This is a genomic window from Micromonospora inaquosa (assembly GCF_003857055.1).
Lineage (GTDB): Bacteria > Actinomycetota > Actinomycetes > Mycobacteriales > Micromonosporaceae > Micromonospora > Micromonospora inaquosa.
This window is the reverse complement of sequence record NZ_QGSZ01000132.1, coordinates 1-17,214: the sequence shown is the minus strand read 5'-3', so window position 1 is coordinate 17,214 and position 17,214 is coordinate 1. Positions and strand designations below refer to the sequence as shown.

Annotated in this window: 17 protein-coding genes and 1 pseudogene; 5 read left to right on the top strand and 13 right to left on the bottom strand. The window is 70.2% G+C overall.

The annotated features are described in order from the left end of the window. Positions 1–77: 77 nt before the first annotated feature. The 7 genes from DLJ59_RS04515 to DLJ59_RS04480 form a co-directional block, all read right to left on the bottom strand. Positions 78–1,625 carry an ABC transporter ATP-binding protein gene (locus tag DLJ59_RS04515; RefSeq protein WP_341869566.1) on the bottom strand — a complete coding sequence of 516 codons (1,548 nt, stop codon included), beginning with the start codon at positions 1,623–1,625 and terminating at the stop codon, positions 78–80. 248 nt (positions 1,626–1,873) lie between these two features. Further along, positions 1,874–2,941, bottom strand: a complete 1,068-nt coding sequence (locus DLJ59_RS04510; RefSeq protein ID WP_124771259.1) for a BMP family lipoprotein — start codon at positions 2,939–2,941, stop codon at positions 1,874–1,876. A gap of 277 nt (positions 2,942–3,218) precedes the next feature. Beyond that, entirely contained in the window at positions 3,219–3,560 is a 342-nt protein-coding gene (locus DLJ59_RS04505; protein ID WP_124771247.1) for a hypothetical protein, read from the bottom strand. A 69-nt stretch (positions 3,561–3,629) separates the two neighbouring features. Then, complete coding sequence (locus DLJ59_RS04500; RefSeq protein ID WP_124771246.1) at positions 3,630–5,000, bottom strand: hypothetical protein; 1,371 nt, start codon at positions 4,998–5,000, stop codon at positions 3,630–3,632. A 4-nt stretch (positions 5,001–5,004) separates the two neighbouring features. Next, positions 5,005–5,415, bottom strand: coding sequence for a hypothetical protein (locus tag DLJ59_RS04495; RefSeq protein WP_124771245.1), 411 nt, complete (start codon positions 5,413–5,415; stop codon positions 5,005–5,007). Further along, positions 5,412–6,134: a glycosyltransferase family 2 protein gene (locus tag DLJ59_RS04490; RefSeq protein WP_124771244.1), complete on the bottom strand. Its 723-nt coding sequence runs from the start codon at positions 6,132–6,134 to the stop codon at positions 5,412–5,414. The genes DLJ59_RS04495 and DLJ59_RS04490 overlap by 4 nt, the downstream gene beginning before the upstream one ends. 250 nt (positions 6,135–6,384) lie before the next feature. Next, entirely contained in the window at positions 6,385–6,540 is a 156-nt protein-coding gene (locus tag DLJ59_RS04480) for a hypothetical protein (protein WP_208648550.1), read from the bottom strand. 329 nt (positions 6,541–6,869) lie between these two features. Here DLJ59_RS04480 and DLJ59_RS04475 point away from each other — a divergent pair, with 329 nt between their 5' ends. The 3 genes from DLJ59_RS04475 to DLJ59_RS04465 all read left to right on the top strand — a co-directional run bounded on the left by DLJ59_RS04475 (position 6,870) and on the right by DLJ59_RS04465 (position 10,156). After that, the gene (locus DLJ59_RS04475) at positions 6,870–7,916 is read left to right on the top strand and encodes a LacI family DNA-binding transcriptional regulator (protein WP_124771243.1); all 1,047 of its coding nucleotides are present in this window, start codon (positions 6,870–6,872) and stop codon (positions 7,914–7,916) included. A gap of 32 nt (positions 7,917–7,948) precedes the next feature. Further along, on the top strand, positions 7,949–9,583 hold the full coding sequence (locus tag DLJ59_RS04470) for a glycoside hydrolase family 13 protein (protein ID WP_124771242.1): 1,635 nt from the start codon (positions 7,949–7,951) through the stop codon (positions 9,581–9,583). A gap of 204 nt (positions 9,584–9,787) precedes the next feature. Beyond that, positions 9,788–10,156: a VOC family protein gene (locus tag DLJ59_RS04465; RefSeq protein WP_124771241.1), complete on the top strand. Its 369-nt coding sequence runs from the start codon at positions 9,788–9,790 to the stop codon at positions 10,154–10,156. 4 nt (positions 10,157–10,160) lie between these two features. Here DLJ59_RS04465 and DLJ59_RS04460 read toward each other — a convergent pair whose 3' ends face one another. The 6 genes and pseudogenes from DLJ59_RS04460 to DLJ59_RS04435 form a co-directional block, all read right to left on the bottom strand. Next, positions 10,161–10,598 (bottom strand): hypothetical protein, encoded by a 438-nt coding sequence (locus DLJ59_RS04460; RefSeq protein ID WP_124771240.1) that lies wholly within the window; start codon positions 10,596–10,598, stop codon positions 10,161–10,163. A gap of 81 nt (positions 10,599–10,679) precedes the next feature. Beyond that, positions 10,680–11,066 carry a GntR family transcriptional regulator gene (locus tag DLJ59_RS04455; RefSeq protein WP_124771239.1) on the bottom strand — a complete coding sequence of 129 codons (387 nt, stop codon included), beginning with the start codon at positions 11,064–11,066 and terminating at the stop codon, positions 10,680–10,682. Next, complete coding sequence (locus DLJ59_RS04450) at positions 11,066–11,992, bottom strand: YihY/virulence factor BrkB family protein (protein ID WP_124771238.1); 927 nt, start codon at positions 11,990–11,992, stop codon at positions 11,066–11,068. Before DLJ59_RS04450 ends, DLJ59_RS04455 begins: the two co-directional genes overlap by 1 nt. A 78-nt stretch (positions 11,993–12,070) precedes the next feature. Beyond that, positions 12,071–12,640 (bottom strand): 2'-5' RNA ligase family protein, encoded by a 570-nt coding sequence (locus tag DLJ59_RS04445; RefSeq protein ID WP_208648549.1) that lies wholly within the window; start codon positions 12,638–12,640, stop codon positions 12,071–12,073. A gap of 25 nt (positions 12,641–12,665) precedes the next feature. Next, positions 12,666–13,691 (bottom strand): tryptophan--tRNA ligase, encoded by a 1,026-nt coding sequence (gene trpS / locus DLJ59_RS04440; protein WP_124771236.1) that lies wholly within the window; start codon positions 13,689–13,691, stop codon positions 12,666–12,668. Positions 13,692–13,919: 228 nt separating this feature from the next. Next, a pseudogene (locus tag DLJ59_RS04435) lies at positions 13,920–14,891 on the bottom strand (hemolysin family protein); the annotation flags it as partial. A 195-nt stretch (positions 14,892–15,086) separates the two neighbouring features. Here DLJ59_RS04435 and galE point away from each other — a divergent pair. Both galE and galK read left to right on the top strand, forming a co-directional pair. After that, entirely contained in the window at positions 15,087–16,070 is a 984-nt protein-coding gene (galE, locus tag DLJ59_RS04430; RefSeq protein ID WP_124771235.1) for a UDP-glucose 4-epimerase GalE, read from the top strand. Then, on the top strand, positions 16,067–17,214 hold a 1,148-nt coding region (gene galK, locus DLJ59_RS04425), incomplete at its 3' end, for a galactokinase (protein ID WP_124771234.1). The genes galE and galK, both read left to right, overlap by 4 nt.

The window sequence follows — 17,214 nt, the reverse complement described above, 5'->3', positions numbered from 1 at the left end:
TGCCGTCACTCCGCTTCGCTGCGTGACGCCATGAGGCACCAACGCCCTGCAACACCGATTCACTCGCTGCCGCTCGCTCATGCCTCGTCCTTGTTCGCGGAGCCTGCGTCGCGCGCCGGGCTCCCGTCGGTGGCCGGCCCGTCGCCGGGTACGGCGTCCGTGTTGCTCTCGTGGGCCGCGTCCGGGCTGATGCCGGCCATCAGCAGGCCGATCTCCTCACGGGGGGTGTCCGGGCCGACGATGCCGATGATCCGACCGCGGTACATCACCGCGATCCGGTCGGCCAACCCGATCACCTCGTCGAGTTCGCTGGAGACCACCATGACGGCGGTGCCGACGTCCCGCTCGTGAACGATCTGGCTGTGGATGAACTCGATCGACCCGACGTCGACGCCACGGGTCGGCTGGGCGGCGATGAGGAGCTTCAGCGGCCGGGACAGCTCCCGGGCCACGATCACCTTCTGCTGGTTGCCGCCGGAGAGGGTGCCCACCGCCGCGTCGGCCGATGAGGTACGGACGTCGAACTGCTCGATCCGCTCCTTCGCCGAGGCCGCGATCACGTCCGGCTTCAACGCGAGCCCGGCGCCGAACGGCGGCCGGTCGTAGATGTCCAGAACCAGGTTCTCCGCGACGCTGAACTCCTTGACCAGGCCGTCCACGCTGCGGTCCTCGGGCACGTAGCCGACGCCTGCCCGGAGCACCTTCTTCGGCTTCCAGCCGTTGATCCGGTCGCCGGCCAGGCTGACCGTGCCGGCGAGCACCGGGCGCAGGCCCATGATCGCCTCGATCAGCTCGGTCTGACCGTTGCCCTGTACGCCGGCCACGCCGAGCACCTCGCCCGCGCGCACGGTCAGGTCCACCCCGTCGACCGCGCGGATCTGCCGGTCGTCGTCGACGACCAGCCCGGCCACCTCCAGCACCGGTTCGCCCGGCGTGGCAGGGGTCTTGTCCACGGTGAGCCGGACGTTGCGGCCGACCATCAACGCGGCCAGCTCGTCCCGGCTGGCCTCCGGCGAGGCGGTGCCCACGGTCTTCCCGCGCCGGATGACAGTGATCCGGTCGGCGATGGCCTTGACCTCGCCGAGCTTGTGGGTGATGAAGACGATCGACTTGCCGGCCGCCTTGAGCGCCCGCATGACCGTCAGCAGTTCCTCGGTCTCCTGGGGGGTGAGCACCGCGGTCGGCTCGTCCAGGATGAGCAGGTCAACGTCGCGGGTGAGCGCCTTGACGATCTCGACCCGTTGCTGGATGCCGACCGGCAGATCCTCGATCACCGCGTCCGGGTCGACCCGCAGGTTGTAACGCTCGGACACCTCGGTGACCTCGCGCCGGGCGCGACGCCGGTCCAGGAAGCCGGCGATGCCGCCGCGGACCTGCTCGGCGCCGAGCATGATGTTTTCGGTGACGGTGAAGACCGGCACCAGCATGAAGTGCTGGTGCACCATGCCGATCCCGGCGCCGATCGCGTCGGACGGGCCCTTCAGCTTCAGCGGCTTGCCGTCGACCAGGATCTCGCCCTCGTCGGGCTGGTAGAGCCCGTAGAGCACGTTCATCAGGGTCGACTTGCCCGCGCCGTTCTCGCCGAGCAGGGCGTGAATCTCTCCAGGCTCCACCGTCAGGTCGATGTGGTCGTTGGCGACCAGATCACCGAACCGCTTGGTGATGCCGCGCAGTTCGAGTCTCAGCGCAACCTCCTGGAGTGCGAGCGATGGTGCAGCCTAGCTGCCGTCAACCCGGCCGGACGGTCCGGTTGCGTTGGTGCGCGATCGGCCGCTCCCACCCCGCGGGGCACCCGCAGAGCCAGAGCGGCCGATCGGTCGTACCTGTCCCCCGCCGACCTCCCGATGATCTCACCGGAGGGACCGGCCGGTTGTCACTTGGTCGGCTGGGCCTTCGAGGTGACGGTGATGGTGCCAGCGGCGATGTCCGCCTTGATCTTGTCCAGCTCGGTCTTCAGCTCAGCCGGGACCTTGCTCTCGAAATCGTGGTACGGGGCGAGCGAGACACCGTTGTTGGCCAGGGTGCCGACGAAGCCCGGCTTGGCCGGCAGCTTGTCGCCGGCAGCGGCCTTGACCACGGCCTCCTTGACGGCCTCCGGGATGTTCTTGACGACGGTGGTGATGATCACGGAGCAGTCCGGGGTGCTCTCGCAGCCGTCGACGTCCACCCAGATGGTGTTGTACTTGCCGCCCGAGGCCTTGGCCGCAGCGGTGGTGCCGAGGCCGGAGCCGCCGGCGACCGGCATGATGATGTCCGCGCCCTGGGCGACCAGCGCGTCGGAGACCTTCTTGCCCTCGTCCTGCTTGTCGAAGGCGTTGGAGAAGGAGCCCTTCTGGGTCTCCTTGTTCCAACCCAGCGCCTTGACGGTCTTGCCCTTGGTGGTGTTGTAGTACGCCACGCCGTCGACGAAGCCGTCCATGAAGATGGTCACCGGCGGGATCGGCACCGCACCGTAGGTGCCCACAATGCCGGACTTGCTCATCCCGGCGGCCAGGTAGCCGGCCTGGAACGCGGCCTGGGCGGTGTCGAACTGCATCGGGTAGATGTTGTCCAACGCCGGGTTGGCGTCGACGATGCCGAACTCCTGGTTCGGGTTCGCCGCCGCGATCTTCTTCGTGGCGTCGCCCATCAGGCCACCGACCGCCAGGATGAAGTCGCACTTCTGGTTGACGAACTGCGTCAGGTTCGGCTCGTAGTCAGCCTCCGCCTTGGACGCGACGTACTTGATGTCAATGTTGTCGTTGGCGGCCTTGGCCTCCTGCAGGCCCTTCCAGGCCGAGGCGTTGAACGACTTGTCGTCGATGCCACCGACATCGGTCACCATGCAGGCGCTGAACTTCTTGGCGCCACCGCCGGCGTTGTTGTCATCCTTGGGGGCCTCGCCACAAGCGGCGGCGGTGAGCGCGAGCCCACCCACCGCGAAGATCGAAGCGATCCGCATCCCACGCACCGAGCGCAAGACGTCTCCTTCCCATTGCTCACCGCGCCTTGTGCGGTGGCAGCCCATCAGCCGACCTGCGGGTGTGCCGCCGGCTGTCCCACGTTACGGACGGGAGCGTACGCCCGCGTCCACCCACCGGCCGACAATCGTGCACGACTGTTGAGCGCCTGTTACCCGGGTGTAACCCTTGGGTGGGGCAGGTCACTCTTCGTGCTGATAATCGAGCGCCGAGGCGTCCTCAACGTCCGTTTTTGGAGGCGGTTCCCCTCCCCGGACGTTACCGCCAAAAGACCGCGACTGCCGCGTTGACCAGGGTCAGGCCGACGATCGCGAGGAAATGACCGCGGTTGACCACGTCCCGCTTCCGGGAGAAGAAGACCATGACGAAGATCAGTAGCGCGATCACCAACTTCGTCACAAGTTTCGCTGGTGCCGGCTCATCGCCGTCGCGCAGGGGCGCGGACAGGCCCAGCCCGGTCAGCAGTTGGATCACCGAACCCCAGAGCATGGCCTGGTTGATCCGCAGCCGACCACTGACGTACTGGGCGATCGAGCCGCCGAGCAGGAGGGCGAACCCGATCAGATGGACGTAGAGGAGGATGAGTCTGAGAGCTTCCACGGTCGCCATACTCCCCTATGAACGACGCATTGTAGTAGTGGGAACCGCCGACGGGCGCGGATCAGCCGATCAACCGGTCGCTGTCGGGGCGGAACCCGACATTGCCGGCTCGCACGGTTGGTCGAGCACCGGTTGCGACTCCGCTCGGCTGTCACCGCAGGATGCGACGGCGACCCATCCGGCAAGACTCACCGCGGCCAGGAGCATCACCGGCAGCGTCACCCGTTGCACCGAGGTCGCCAACCACCATTGGATCTCGTTCGGGCCGGTCAGGTACGTCCCGACCAGAACAACCAGGTAGTAGCCGATGGCCGCCCACACCCAGCCATCCGCCGCCAGCCCGGCGGCACGGCGTCGCCCGGACAGGAACAGGGTGCCGAGCAGCGCCACCACCGCAGCGCCCAGCAGCACCGGACCCACCACGTCCCACAACGCAGCGGTCGTGAACTGGAGCCGTTCCACCACCGCTCCGCTCCGGCCGCCCGAGGTGCCGTTGGTGATGTCCGACTGGGCATCCAGCAGGCGGGCCAGCACCGCCCAGGCGCCCCCGGCCAGCACCGGCAGCCACACCAGCGCCGCTCGCCGCAGGTCGGCGCCGGCCCGCACGGTGACCAGCACGGTCAGACCCGCGACGGCGATCAGCCCCTCGTTCTTACTGAGCGCGGCAACGGTCAGCAGCAACAGCGGCAACACGGGTCGGCGCAGCGGATCCGCACCGAGCAGCAGGGCCACCGCCGCGCCGGCGAAGGACACGGACCAGAGCGCGTCGGCGAGCCCGCCGGTCACCGCGTACGGGACGTTCGACCAGGTCGCCAGGCCCACGGCGATGGCCAGCGCCCAGGCCACCCGCGCGGACACCCGACCCAGCGCCCACCGCACCAGGTACACCAGCATCGCGACCGCCGACGCGGTGACCACCGCGCCGACGAGCTGGGCGGTACGGAAGTCCGGCTCGACGACGCTCCACACGGCCGCGAGGGGCGCGGAGGCGAGCGGCGGATAGTCGGTGTGCGAGAAGACGAAGGCAGGGCTGCCGATCGCCGCCCGCGCGTACTCGCTCCCGTTGGCGAAGTAGCCGGCGTGCAGCCACCAAATGGAGTGCGCGTCCCACTGAACGGCCGGTTCGAAGATCATGAGGCACGGCGGAAGCAGCGGCAGCGCGATCAGCAGCGCGTGCGACCACCCGCCGTACGGCGCCGACTCGCCGGGACGGCGCAGCAGCCACCAGGCGCCGGCCGCCCCGGTGGCCAGCACCAGGGCGATCCAGAGCAGCAACGGACCACCAACGACCAGCATCAGAACCACCGCGACCGTACTCAACAGCGCCGCCATCAGGGGCGCGAAGAGCACTGCGAGGAAGGGACTGCGCAGGATCGCGAAAGCCAGTGGGAAACCGGCGACGAGGAGGGCGGGTACGGCGAGAATCGGGGTGAGATCCATGTCGTCAGAGGACCTTCCGTACGACCAGCCGGACGCCCGGGCTGGTCGGCCGCTTCCGCTGCACCGCGGCGACGCCCACCGAGTAGTCCCGCGGCCCCGCCTGGACGACCACACATCCGTGCAGCACGGCAAGCTCACTCAACCGCTGTTGCCACAGGTCCTTGTTGGCCCGGGCCTGGACGAGCGAGATCCGACTACCCGGGGGCACCTGCTCGACCAACTGCTGCCACAGCGTCTCCAGGTCCACCTGGTGCTGGAGCGCGGGGAGGTCGTGTTCCCGGTCACTCATCAGGGCGACGCCACGGCCGGTGGCCTGCACCGCGCCCTGAACGGTCAGCAGTAGGCAGCCCACCCCGACGAGTGCCACCACGACTCGGGCGATCGTGGTCGGGTTCCGGCGCTTGGTGATCGTCATCGGTCAGCGAGCGTCTTCGCGGGGATGCCGCCGGGACGACGCCGGGCCCGTTCCCGGCCCAGGATCCACAACGCCTCGATCCCGTCCCGCCAGGTGATCTTCTTGCCCTCGGCACGGCCCCGCGCCCGGTAGGTGATCGGCACGTCGTAGGGGCGGATCTGCCGCCGCAGCAGTTTGCCGGTCACCTCGGCCTCCATGCCGAACCCACGGGACCGGATGTTCAGCGACCGATAGAGCTCCACCGGCATCAGTTTGAAGCACGTCTCCACATCGCCGATGTAGGAATTGAAAAGAACGTTCGCCGCCGTGGTGACCCCTCGGTTCCCGACCACGTACCAGAAGCTGTAGGCGCTGTGGCTGCCGAAGGTCCGGTTGCCGTAGACAACTGTCGCGTGCCCCTCCAACACCGGTGCCAACAGCTTCGGAATGTCCTGTGGGTCGTACTCCAGGTCGGCGTCCAGGATCACCATGTACTCGCCCCGGGCGCTGTCCACGGCCGTCTTGATCGCCGCGCCCTTGCCCGCGTTGCGCCGGTGCGTCACGACCCGCAGCCGCTCGTCATCCATCCGACCGAGGATCTCAGCGGTCTCGTCCGTACTGCCGTCGTCGACCACCACGATCTCGATCTCGCACGGGTACTGCACGGCGAAGGCCTGCTTCAGGGCCTCCGCGACGCGTTCCGCTTCGTTGTAGACCGGCATCAAGATCGACAGTTGCACGAGAGTCTCCCCGGGAACAGCACCGGACGGCGGATGAAGGGCGGCAGACCACCAGCGGCCAGTGAAGCAAACGCGCCACACGTTCGCTCGCCCGCTCTCGCTGAGCAACGTCGGCGCGGTGCCGGAGCACCCTACCGCGCTCCACGGGAGATCGACCGCCCCCGGTCTCAACCCTTGACTGCTCCCGAGGTCAGCCCGGAGACGATGTACCGCTGGAGGATCTGGAAGACCAGCACCGTCGGGATCGCGGTCAGGCCCACGGCCCGGAGACCTGGTACGCGCACTTCTTGCCGGTGAGCGTGGCGATCGAGTTGGTGTCCACGGTGGAGTGCCTGAGCACACCCGCGCCATTTTCTTCTAGCGCGCCGATCTTCTTGGACGCCTCAATGGACTCCGGCTTGCCCACGCCCGGTCGCGTTGAAGGCGCTCTTCTGTTCGGCGGCGAGCTGCACCGGGCTTCTGTTCGGCGGCGAGCTGCACCGGGATGGCGCCGTTCCGCACCAGGCCTTGGGGGTGTCCTTCGCGGCCGGCTTGCCGCTGTCGCCACCGCAGCCCGAGGCGGCGAGCGCCCCGGGGGCGGCCGGCCAGTGGGAATCTCTGGAAGTTCTTGCAAGCGACGCATGGGCGCTGCGCCGCTGCTCTCGCAAGTTGCGGGGGTGTTGGCAAGACGTTGCAGATTATGGAAGGGCTTGCAGAGCACCCCGCAAGAACTTGCCGGTGGGCTAAAGTGCCGCCATGCGCGCTCGACTGTCCGACATCGCCCAGCAGGCCGAAGTCAGCGAGGCCACGGTGTCGCGGGTGCTCAACGACCGCCCCGGCGTGGCCGCGGAGACCCGGCAGGCCGTCCTCACCGCCCTCGACGTGCTCGGGTACGAGCGCCCGGCCCGGCTGCGTAAGCGCAGCGCCGGGCTGGTCGGCCTGGTGGTGCCGGAGCTGGACAACCCGATCTTCCCCGCCTTCGCCCAGGTCATCGAGTCCACCCTGGCGCAGAGCGGTTTCACCCCGGTGCTCTGCACCCAGACCGCCGGCGGCGTGACCGAGGACGAGTACGTGGAGATGCTGCTGGACCGGCAGGTCTCCGGGATCGTCTTCGTTTCCGGGCTGCACGCCGACACCGCGGCCAACCACGACCGCTACCGGGCGCTGCTCGCCCGGCCACTGCCGATCGTGATGATCAACGGGTACGTGCCCGACATCGGCGCGCCCTTCGTCTCCTGCGACGACCGGGAGGCGGCCGAGCTTGCCGTCGCCCACCTCGTCGCACTCGGGCACCGGCGGATCGGCCTGATCACCGGCCCGGACCGGTTCGTCCCGGTGCAGCGCAAGGTCGCCGGCTGGCGCTCCGCGATGACCCGGCTGGCCGGCGTCGCCGAAGCCGACCTGGGCCCGCTGGCCGAGCTGTCACTGTTCGGAGTGGAGGGTGGCGAGGCAGCGGCCGGCCGACTGCTGGACCGCGGCGTCACCGGCGTGGTCTGCGGCTCCGACCTGATGGCGCTCGGCGCGATCCGGGCCGCCCGCCAACGCGGCCTCAACGTGCCCGACGGTCTCTCCGTGGTGGGTTATGACGACTCACCACTCATGGCCTTCACCGACCCGCCGCTGACCACCATGCGGCAGCCGGTCACCGCGATGGCGGTGGCCGCCGTCCGCGCCCTGGTGGACGAGATCAACGGGCACGGCGCCCCGCACTCGGAGTACCTGTTCCGCCCGGAGCTGGTGGTGCGCGGCTCCACCGCTGTCGCACCGAGTTCCGCACGCCTCTCTTACGCAAGATCTGCTTGACGCTTGCAGCGGCAGGCCGGCATATTGCTCGAATGATCAGCGCCGCCACCCCACCGCCCGCCACCGACGACGACTGGTGGCGTTCCGCGGTCGTCTACCAGGTCTACGTCCGCAGCTTCGCCGACAGCGACGGCGACGGCACCGGCGACCTCCAGGGCATCCGGCAGCGCCTGCCGTACCTGCGCGACCTCGGGGTGGACGCGCTCTGGCTGACCCCCTTCTACACCTCGCCCATGATCGACGGCGGGTACGACGTGGCCGACTACCGGGACGTCGACCCGATGTTCGGCACCCTCGACGACTTCGACGCGATGATCACCGACGCGCACGCCCACGGCCTGCGGATCATCGTCGACCTCGTCCCCAACCACACCTCCAGCGCCCACCACTGGTTCACCGCCGCGCTCGCCGCCGGCCCCGGCTCACCGGAGCGGGCCCGCTACCTCTTCGCCGACGGCCAGGGCGCATTCGGCGAGCTGCCGCCGAACGACTGGGAGAGCATCTTCGGCGGCCCCGCCTGGACCCGGATCGCGGACGGTCAGTGGTATCTGCACCTGTTCGACCCGTCGCAGCCCGACCTGAACTGGCGTCACCCGGAGGTCCGCACCGAGTTCGAGGACGTGCTGCGGTTCTGGCTGGACCGCGGCGTTGACGGATTCCGCATCGACGTGGCACACGGCATGATCAAGGCGGAAGGGCTGCCGGACGTCGGCTTCAGCTCGATGACCACCGGTCAGCGTCAGGTCGAACTGCTCGGCAAGGGGCGGCTGCCGTACTTCGACCAGGACGAGGTGCACGAGATCTACCGGGCCTGGCGGCCCATCCTGGACAGCTACCCGGGTGCTCGGATGGCGGTCGCCGAGGCGTGGGCGGAGACCCCGCAGCGGCTGGCCCGCTACATCGGCCCGGACGAGTTGCACCAGGCGTTCAGCTTCGACTTCCTCGACGCCACCTGGTCGGCCGACTCCTTCCGCAAGGTGATCGACACCGCGTTGGCCGAGGCGACAGTGGTCGGGGCGCCGACCACCTGGGTGCTCTCCAACCACGACAAGCAGCGGCACGTCACCCGGTACGGCGACGGTGCCGAAGGGCTGCGCCGAGCCCGCGCCGCCAGCCTGCTGATGCTCGCCCTGCCCGGCTGCGCCTACCTCTACCAGGGTGAGGAGTTGGGCCTGCCGGAGGTCCTCGACCTTCCCGACGAGCTGCGCCAGGATCCGGCGTTCCTGCGCACCGGTGAGAGCCGCGACGGCTGCCGGGTGCCCATCCCGTGGAGCGGCGAGTCGGCCCCGTACGGCTTCGGGCCGGCCGGCAGCGAACTGAGCTGGCTACCCGCGCCGGCTCTCTGGCGGACGCTCTCCGTCACGGCGCAGACCAACGTGCCCGGCTCCACCCTGGAGTTGTACCGGGCGGCGCTGCGGATCCGCCACGTTCATCCCGCGCTCGCCCTCGACGCCGACGGGGTCACCTGGCGGGAGAGCGAACCCGGCGTGCTGGCCTTCTCCCGCACCTCCGGCGCAGCAGTGCTGACCTGCGCGGTCAACCTCAGCGGCGCACCGGTCCTGATCCACGGGTACGGTCGGCCGCTCGTCGCCAGCGACGAGCTCACCGAGCAGGGCTCCGGTCATCTGCTGCCAATTGACGCGGCAGTTTGGTTGGAACAGCGTTGAACGGGTAACTCGTTTTCGACCTGGTCGTTCGTCGTGCCCCGCGCCGACGGGCGGCTGGGCTACCGACCCCTTGTGGTGGGGGGTGAGGTGCCACCGGCGCCACGCGGAGTCCGCTCCGCGTGGCGCCGGTGTCCGTAGGGGCCGGTGGTGTGGCCCGCCGGGAGCACGGGTACCGCATTGGGACCATCGTTACGGAGGTGACCCATGGTGGTACGGATCGCCCAGTGCACGCTCGACGTCGAGGACCTGGACGTGATGGTCGCGTTCTGGTCGGCGGCGCTCGGCTACGAGGTCGAACGGGGTGACGACGGCAGCGCCAAGCTCTGGCCGCCCGGGCCGTCCGCCGCCGCGGCAACCGTGTGGTTGCAGGGCTCCGGCACCGCCAAGCGGGGCAAGAACCGGCTACACCTCGACGTGGTCGCGGACGCGGACCCTCAGGCCGAGGTACGGCGGCTGCTGAGCCTCGGCGCGCGGCACATCGACGTCGGGCAGACCGGGGCCGAACACTTCACGGTTCTCGCCGACCCCGAGGGCAACGAGTTCTGCGTGCTGGACCGCGCGCCGACCCGCTGACGTCTCACTTCGCGGTGAGCAACGCCGCGATCCGGGTGAAGCCGTCGCGCACCTCGGCCTCGTCCGGCGGTTCGGCGGGCTCCCCGTGGCCCGCCTCGTCGGCTGCCGCGTCCAACTCCTCGTCGATCACGTCCTCGAAGTCCCCGTACAGGTCGGCCCCCTCCACCTGACGGGCCTCGTCCTCGGCGGCGACCTGCGCGGCGGCGATCTCACCGCGGATCTCGTCCGGGGACAGTGCCGGCAGCAACGGCTCCACCACGGCCACCAGCTGCTCGTCGGCCACCACCGCCTCGGCCAGGGCCAACGCGTGCGGTCGCTCGTACGGCCCGCAGACCACCGGCTCCCACTCGTCGAGATCACCGAGCGGACCGAAGGTGATGATCCACGGCAGGCCGAGGAGCGGTGAGTCCGCCGGCAGGTCCAGTGTCATGAGTGCGCCCACCGGCTCATCATGGTCCGCGACGGCGAGCCCCGACGCCGTTCTCCTCAGTTGTCGCCCGTCCGGCGGTCGATCGGCGGCCGGTCAGCCGGGACGGACAGCGTCCAGAGCGGCGCGGACCAGGGCGAGCGCGCTGGCCGGCGGAACGCCGAGCCGGGCCGCCTCCGCCGCGTAGCCGGCCGCCGCCCGTTGCAACCGGTCGACGGCGTCGTCCCGTCCGGGGGCGACGAAGGTGCCGTTGCGCCCCCGGGTCTCCAGCAGCCCGGCCGCCTCCAACTCCCGGTAGGCGCGGGCCACGGTGTTCGCGGCCAACCGCAGGTCGGCGGCGAGCTGCCGGACGGTGGGCAGTCGGCTGCCCACCGGCAACCGTCCATCGCCGATCAGCTCGGCGAGCTGCACACGCACCTGCTCGTACGGGGGTACCGACGAGTCCGGATCTACCGAGATCAGCACCTGCGCGCCTTCCGTCATCAGCCCGCACCGCCCGGCGTGCCAGGGTCGATGCCCTCGTCGGCATCCTTCGGTGGTGCGGGGGTCTCCGCCAGGTCCACCACTCGGCCGTTGGTGCTGGTCGCGAGGAGCGCCGCGCCGAACAGCACCAACTGGTTGAGCAGGTAGAGGTAGAGCAGCAGCCCGACCGCGCCGGCCACCACGGTGTACGCCGGATTCCGCTCGGTCCGCACCACGTAGTACCGCCCGACGGTGTTCAGCAGCGTGATACCGACCGCCACCAGCACCACCACCGGGCGCAGCCGGGACCGGCTCATCCGCAGCCGGGGCACGGCGAGCAGCAACGCGGTGGCGAGCACGGTGTTGACCAGCACGCTGAGCACCGCGCTGATCGTTGTCAGACCGACCGAGCCGGTGCTGCGGAGCAGGAAACGCAGCAGCGACTCCAACGCGTCCACCGCCGCGACCGAGACGCCGAGCAGCACGAAGACGCCGATCATCACGCCGAGGTCGACGAGCCGCCGCACCACCAGATTGCCCGGCTGTTGATTGAGGTGGTACATCAGCCGCTGTGAGGACCGGATGGCCTCCACCCAGCCGATCCCGGTGAAGACCAGGATGACCAGGCCGACCACGCCGACAGTGCCGCTGGAGTTGGCGATCTGCTCGGCGTCCAGGAACGGCAGATTCTCCTTGAGGAAGTCGGCCGCCGCCGCGCTGACCTCGTCGTTGTCCTCCAGGATCGCGCCGAAGATGGAGAACGCGACAAGGGCGAGGGCGAACACCGCGAAGAAGCCGTAGTAGGCGATGGCGGCGGCCAACCGGCCGGCCAGCACCTCGCCGTAGAGCACGCCGGCCCGCCACACATGATCGAAGAGGCTCGACCGGTGGCGCGCGCCGCTCACCCAGCGGTCGATACCCGCCTCGATCCGGCCGATCACGTTCACGCGATCATCCTCGCCGATCTCCCACCGCTGTAGTGGCAACCGGCTTGCGAGGCTCGCCGGCCGGCGCGTCAACGCGCTTCAGTCGCCGAGGCAGAAGTCCCGGCGCGGCTGCCATCGGGCCTGCCCGCTGTGCGAGAAGAGGGTGAACGCGTCGACCTCGAACATCGCCGAGAAGTCGGCCAGATCCTCGTAGACCTTGTCCAGGGCCTCCGGTGCCACGTCCTGAGCCACGGTGACGTGCGGATGGTACGGGAAGCGGAGCTCGCGGTGCAGGCCCGGTGCCGCGGCGATGGCCGCGGCCAGCAACTCGCATTCACTGATCCCGGCGGCCACCGCGACGAACACCACCTGGGTGACCGGACGGAACGTGCCCGTGCCCCGCAGGTGCAGCGTGAACGGCAGGTGCGCGGCGGCGACGGCGGCCAGGTGCTGCTCGACAGCGGGCAGGTTGGCCGTCCGGATCTCGGTGGGACCGAGCAACGTCACGTGCGCGGGCACCGCCAGCGGATCACCGGCCTCGACCCGCCGCCGGGTGAGCTGGGCACCCCACGGCTCGGGGATGTCCACGGCGATGCCGATCTGGATGGTGTCGCCGGTCGGCGGCACCCCGCCACTGCGATCCACGCTTCGCGCCGCCCCTCCGACCACCGACCCGTCCACCTGTACCGCGGGCCTACTCGCCGCGCACGGGCGGGAAGAACCCGACCCGGTCGTACGCGGACCGCAGGGTCGTCGCGGCCACCGCGCGGGCCTTCTCCGCGCCGGCCGCGAGCAGCTTGTCCAGCTGTGCCGGATCGTCGAGGTAGGTGCGGGTGCGCTCCTGGATCGGCCGGACGAAGTCCGTCACCACCTCGGCCAGTTCCTTCTTCAGATCGCCGTAGCCGCGGCCCGCGAACGCGGCCACCAACTCGTCGATGCTGCGGCCGCTGAGCGCCGAGTGGATGGTCAACAGGTTGGACACACCGGGCTTGGTCTCGGCGTCGAAGACGATCTCCCGACCGGTGTCGGTCACCGCCGAACGGATCTTCTTCGCGGACCGGGCCGGGTCGTCGAGCAGGTCGATGATGCCGGCCGGCGAGGACGACGACTTCGACATCTTCGCTGTCGGGTCCTGCAGGTCGGTGATCTTGGCGGTGTCCTTGACGATGTGCGGCGCGGGCACCGTGAACGTGGCGCCGAACAACGAGTTGAACCGCTGGGCCAGATCCCGGGAAAGCTCCAGGTGCTGGCGCTGGTCCTCGCCGACCGGCACCGCGTTGGCCTGGTAGAGCAGGATGTCGGCGGCCTGGAGGACCGGGTAGGTGAACAGCCCGACGCTGGCCCGCTCGTTGCCCTGCTTCTGCGACTTGTCCTTGAACTGGGTCATCCGGCTGGCCTCGCCGAAGCCGGTGATGCAGCCGAGCACCCAGGCCAGTTGCGGGTGCTCGGGCACCTGCGACTGGACGAACAGGGTGCTGCGTTCCGGGTCGAGCCCGACCGCGAAGAGCTGGGCCGCGGCCACCCTGGTCCGCTGGCGCAGTACCGCCGGGTCGTGCCCCGCGGTGATGGCGTGCAGGTCCACCACGCAGTAGAAAGCGTCGTGCGTGTCCTGTAGTGCCACCCAGTGCCGCACCGCGCCCAGATAGTTGCCGAGGTGGAACGAGTCGGCTGTCGGCTGGATGCCGGAGAAGACGCGGGGCCGGGCGGGAACGTCGGACATGGCGATAATTCTGTCAGCAAGCAACCCGGTCCGTCATGACGGGCCGGCGGGTCGGCTTCGGCCCGCCGGTGCCGAGGTGCTGACCTCGCGTGGTTCGCCCCTGCCGACCCGGCGCGTCGGCCCGACGGCGACCCGCCGGTGCTGCCCCGCCACCGCCTCCCCGGCCTGCTCCGGGCCACCCGTCGAGATCGGCTGGGCGTCGTACTCGCGGCGCTGCTGGGTGCGCTGTTCGCGGCGCTGCTCGGTGCCGCGCGCCGCGACGGCGAGTTGGGCCACCCGGCGGCCGTCCAAGGTCAGCACCCGCAGCAGCCAGCCGGCCGGCGGCTCGGCCTGATCGGGCGCGCCGACGTCGGCGGGCTCGGCGGGCACCGGCACCTCGTCGCCGGTCACCGGAAGCCGGCCCAGCGCGGCCATGACGAACCCACCGACCGTCTCGTACGGGCCGGCGGGTAGTGCCACCCCGGTCCGCTCGGCGAAGTCAGCGAGGTTGAGGCGACCGTCCACCACGGCGGGCAGGCCAGCGTGCACCGGCTCCGGGGTGGCGTCGTACTCGTCGTGGATCTCACCGACCAACTCCTCGATGAGGTCCTCCAGGGTGACGATCCCGGCCGTGCCGCCGTACTCGTCGACCACCACCGCGAGGTGGTGGCCCTCCCGGCGCATCTCGGTCAGCGCGGCGAGCACCCGTTTGCTGCCGGGGAGCCGTTTCACCTCCCGGGCCAACTCACCGACGGTGACACACGGGTCGACGTCCGGGCGAAGCAGTACGTCCCGGAGGTGCACGAAGCCGACCACGTCGTCGTGGGTGCCGTCGGTGACCGGGTAGCGGGTGTGTGTTTCGGCGCGGACCAGTCGGCCCGCTTCGGCGATGGTCAGCTGCGCCGGCAGGAAGACCACCTCGGTGCGCGGCATCATCACCTCGCGGATCAGACTGGCACCGGCCACCAGGACCTCGTCGATGATCCGCCGCTCGTCCGGGTCGAGCACCGTGTTCGCCGCGACCAGGTCCCGCAGATCGGCTTCCGAGATGTGCTCCCGGCCGGCCGTCGGACCGGTCCCGAGCAGATCGGTGACGAGTCGGGTGGCACCGTCCGCGGCGCGGACCAGCACCCGGGCGACGGCCCGGGCGAGCGGACCGGGCTCGCGGCGGGGGTGTGCCCGCGCGCGTCGCCGGAGCCCGGTACGGGCTACTTCCCGCATGACAGAGATGGTAGACACCGGGTGCCCGCCGCACCGGGTATCACGCGAAGCGGGCCAACGATGTTCGGCTCTGTTTAATCGTGAAAGATTATGATGGAATGGGGTTGCCGGTGCTGTCGGCGAGGATGCCGACCACCGCCCTAGTGTGATCACCCAAGGGCCACGTCCCGGGCGGGCCAGGCAGGAGGCAACGACGTGAAACTGCTCGTCACCGGGGGCGCCGGCTTCATCGGAAGCGTGGTGACCCGAATGTTGCTCGACGCGGGCCACCAGGTGGTCATCCTGGACGACCTACGCACCGGCCACCGCGAGGCCCTCGCCCCGGACGCCACCCACGTCGAGGCGTCCATCCACGACGCCGCCCGCGTCATCACCGCGGACGCCGGGTTCGACGGGGTGCTGCACTTCGCCGCCCTGATCGCCGCCGGTGAGTCGATGGTCAAGCCAGAGCTGTACTGGCAGAACAACACAGTCGGCACGCTCGCCCTGATCGACGCGGTCCGGGCCGCCGGGGTGCCCCGGATGGTCTTCTCCTCCACCGCCGCCGTCTACGGCAACCCCACCGAGCTGCCCATCACCGAAAACGCGGTCAAGGCGCCCACCAACACGTACGGCGCCACCAAACTCGCCGTCGACATGGCACTCACCTCCGAGGCGATCGCGCACGGGCTGGCCGCCGTGTCGCTGCGCTACTTCAACGTGGCCGGCGCGCACCTCGACGGCGACGTCATGCTCGGCGAGCGGCACGACCCGGAGACACACCTGATCCCGATCGCGCTGGACGTCGCCGCCGGCCGGCGCGAAAAACTCCAGCTCTTCGGCGACGACTACCCCACCGTCGACGGCACCTGCGTCCGCGACTACATCCACGTCGCCGACCTGGCCCGCGCGCACCTGCTGGCGCTGGACGCAGCCACCAGCGGGCAACACCGGATCTACAACCTGGGCAACGGCAACGGCTTCACCAACCGCCAGGTCGTCGACGTGGTCCGCGAGGTCACCGGGCACCAACTGCCCGTCGAGGTGGCCCCACGCCGCGAGGGCGACCCGGCCGAGTTGGTCGCGTCGTCCGCGCTGGCCCGCGACGAGCTGGGCTGGGTGCCGCAGAAGCCGACCCTGCACGACATGGTCGGGGACGCCTGGTCGTTCTACCGCACCCACATCCTGGGGCAGTCATGATCCGCCCGGGCGATGATGTCGCCGAGCGGGCTGCGGACGGCTTCTCCGCGCAGTTCGGCGGCCAGGCGTCCGGTCGCTGGGCGGCCCCGGGTCGGGTCAACCTGATCGGCGAGCACACCGACTACAACGAAGGCTTCGTGCTGCCGTTTGCGCTGCCGATGCGTACCGTCGTCGCAGCCGACCGGCAGGACGGGGAGCACTGGACGGTCTGGTCCGAGCTCTCCGGTGAGACGATCACCTTCGGCGCTGACGACGTCGCCGAGCCGGGCCGGGTCACCGGCTGGGGGGCGTACGTCGCGGGTGTGGTCTGGGCACTGCGCGAGGCCGGTCATCCGGTGCCGGGTGCCCGGCTGGCGATCGCCTCCGACGTGCCGCTGGGTTCCGGGCTCTCCTCCTCGGCCGCGCTGGAGTCAGCCGTGCTGGCCGCCCTGCTCGACCTCGGCGGGTTGGAGCTCGCCCCGCAACTGCAGCCCCGGCTGGCCCAGCGGGCGGAGAACGTCTACGTGGGTGCGCCGACCGGCATCATGGACCAGTCGGCGGCGATCCGTTGCCGGGCCGGGCACGCCCTCTTCCTCGACTGCCGCGACGAGTCGGTCGAGCACATCCCGTTCGACCTGGACGCTGCCGGCCTGGCGGTGCTGGTCATCGACAGCCGGGCGCCGCACCGCCACGCCGACGGGGAGTACGCGGCCCGCCGTCGCTCCTGCGAGGCCGGTGCCAAGGCCCTCGGCGTCGCCGCGCTGCGGGACGTGCGCATCGACCAGCTCGACGCCGCGATGAGTCAGCTCGACGACGAGGAGACCCGGCGACGGGTCCGGCACGTGGTCACCGAGGACCAGCGCGTGCTGGACACTGTGGCCTTGCTCCGAGCCGCCCGGGTCCGCGACATCGGCCCGCTGCTGACCGCCTCCCACGTCTCGATGCGCGACGACTTCGAGATCACCGTGCCGGAGATCGACACCGCCGTCGAGGCGGCGTTGGCGGCCGGTGCGCTGGGCGCCCGGATGACCGGCGGAGGCTTCGGTGGATGCGTGCTCGCGCTGATCGAGGCCGACCAGGCCGACGCGGTAGCCGCCGCCGTAACCGACGCGTACGCGGAACGGGGCTTCACCGCCCCCGGCACCGTGACCGTCCTCCCCGCCCC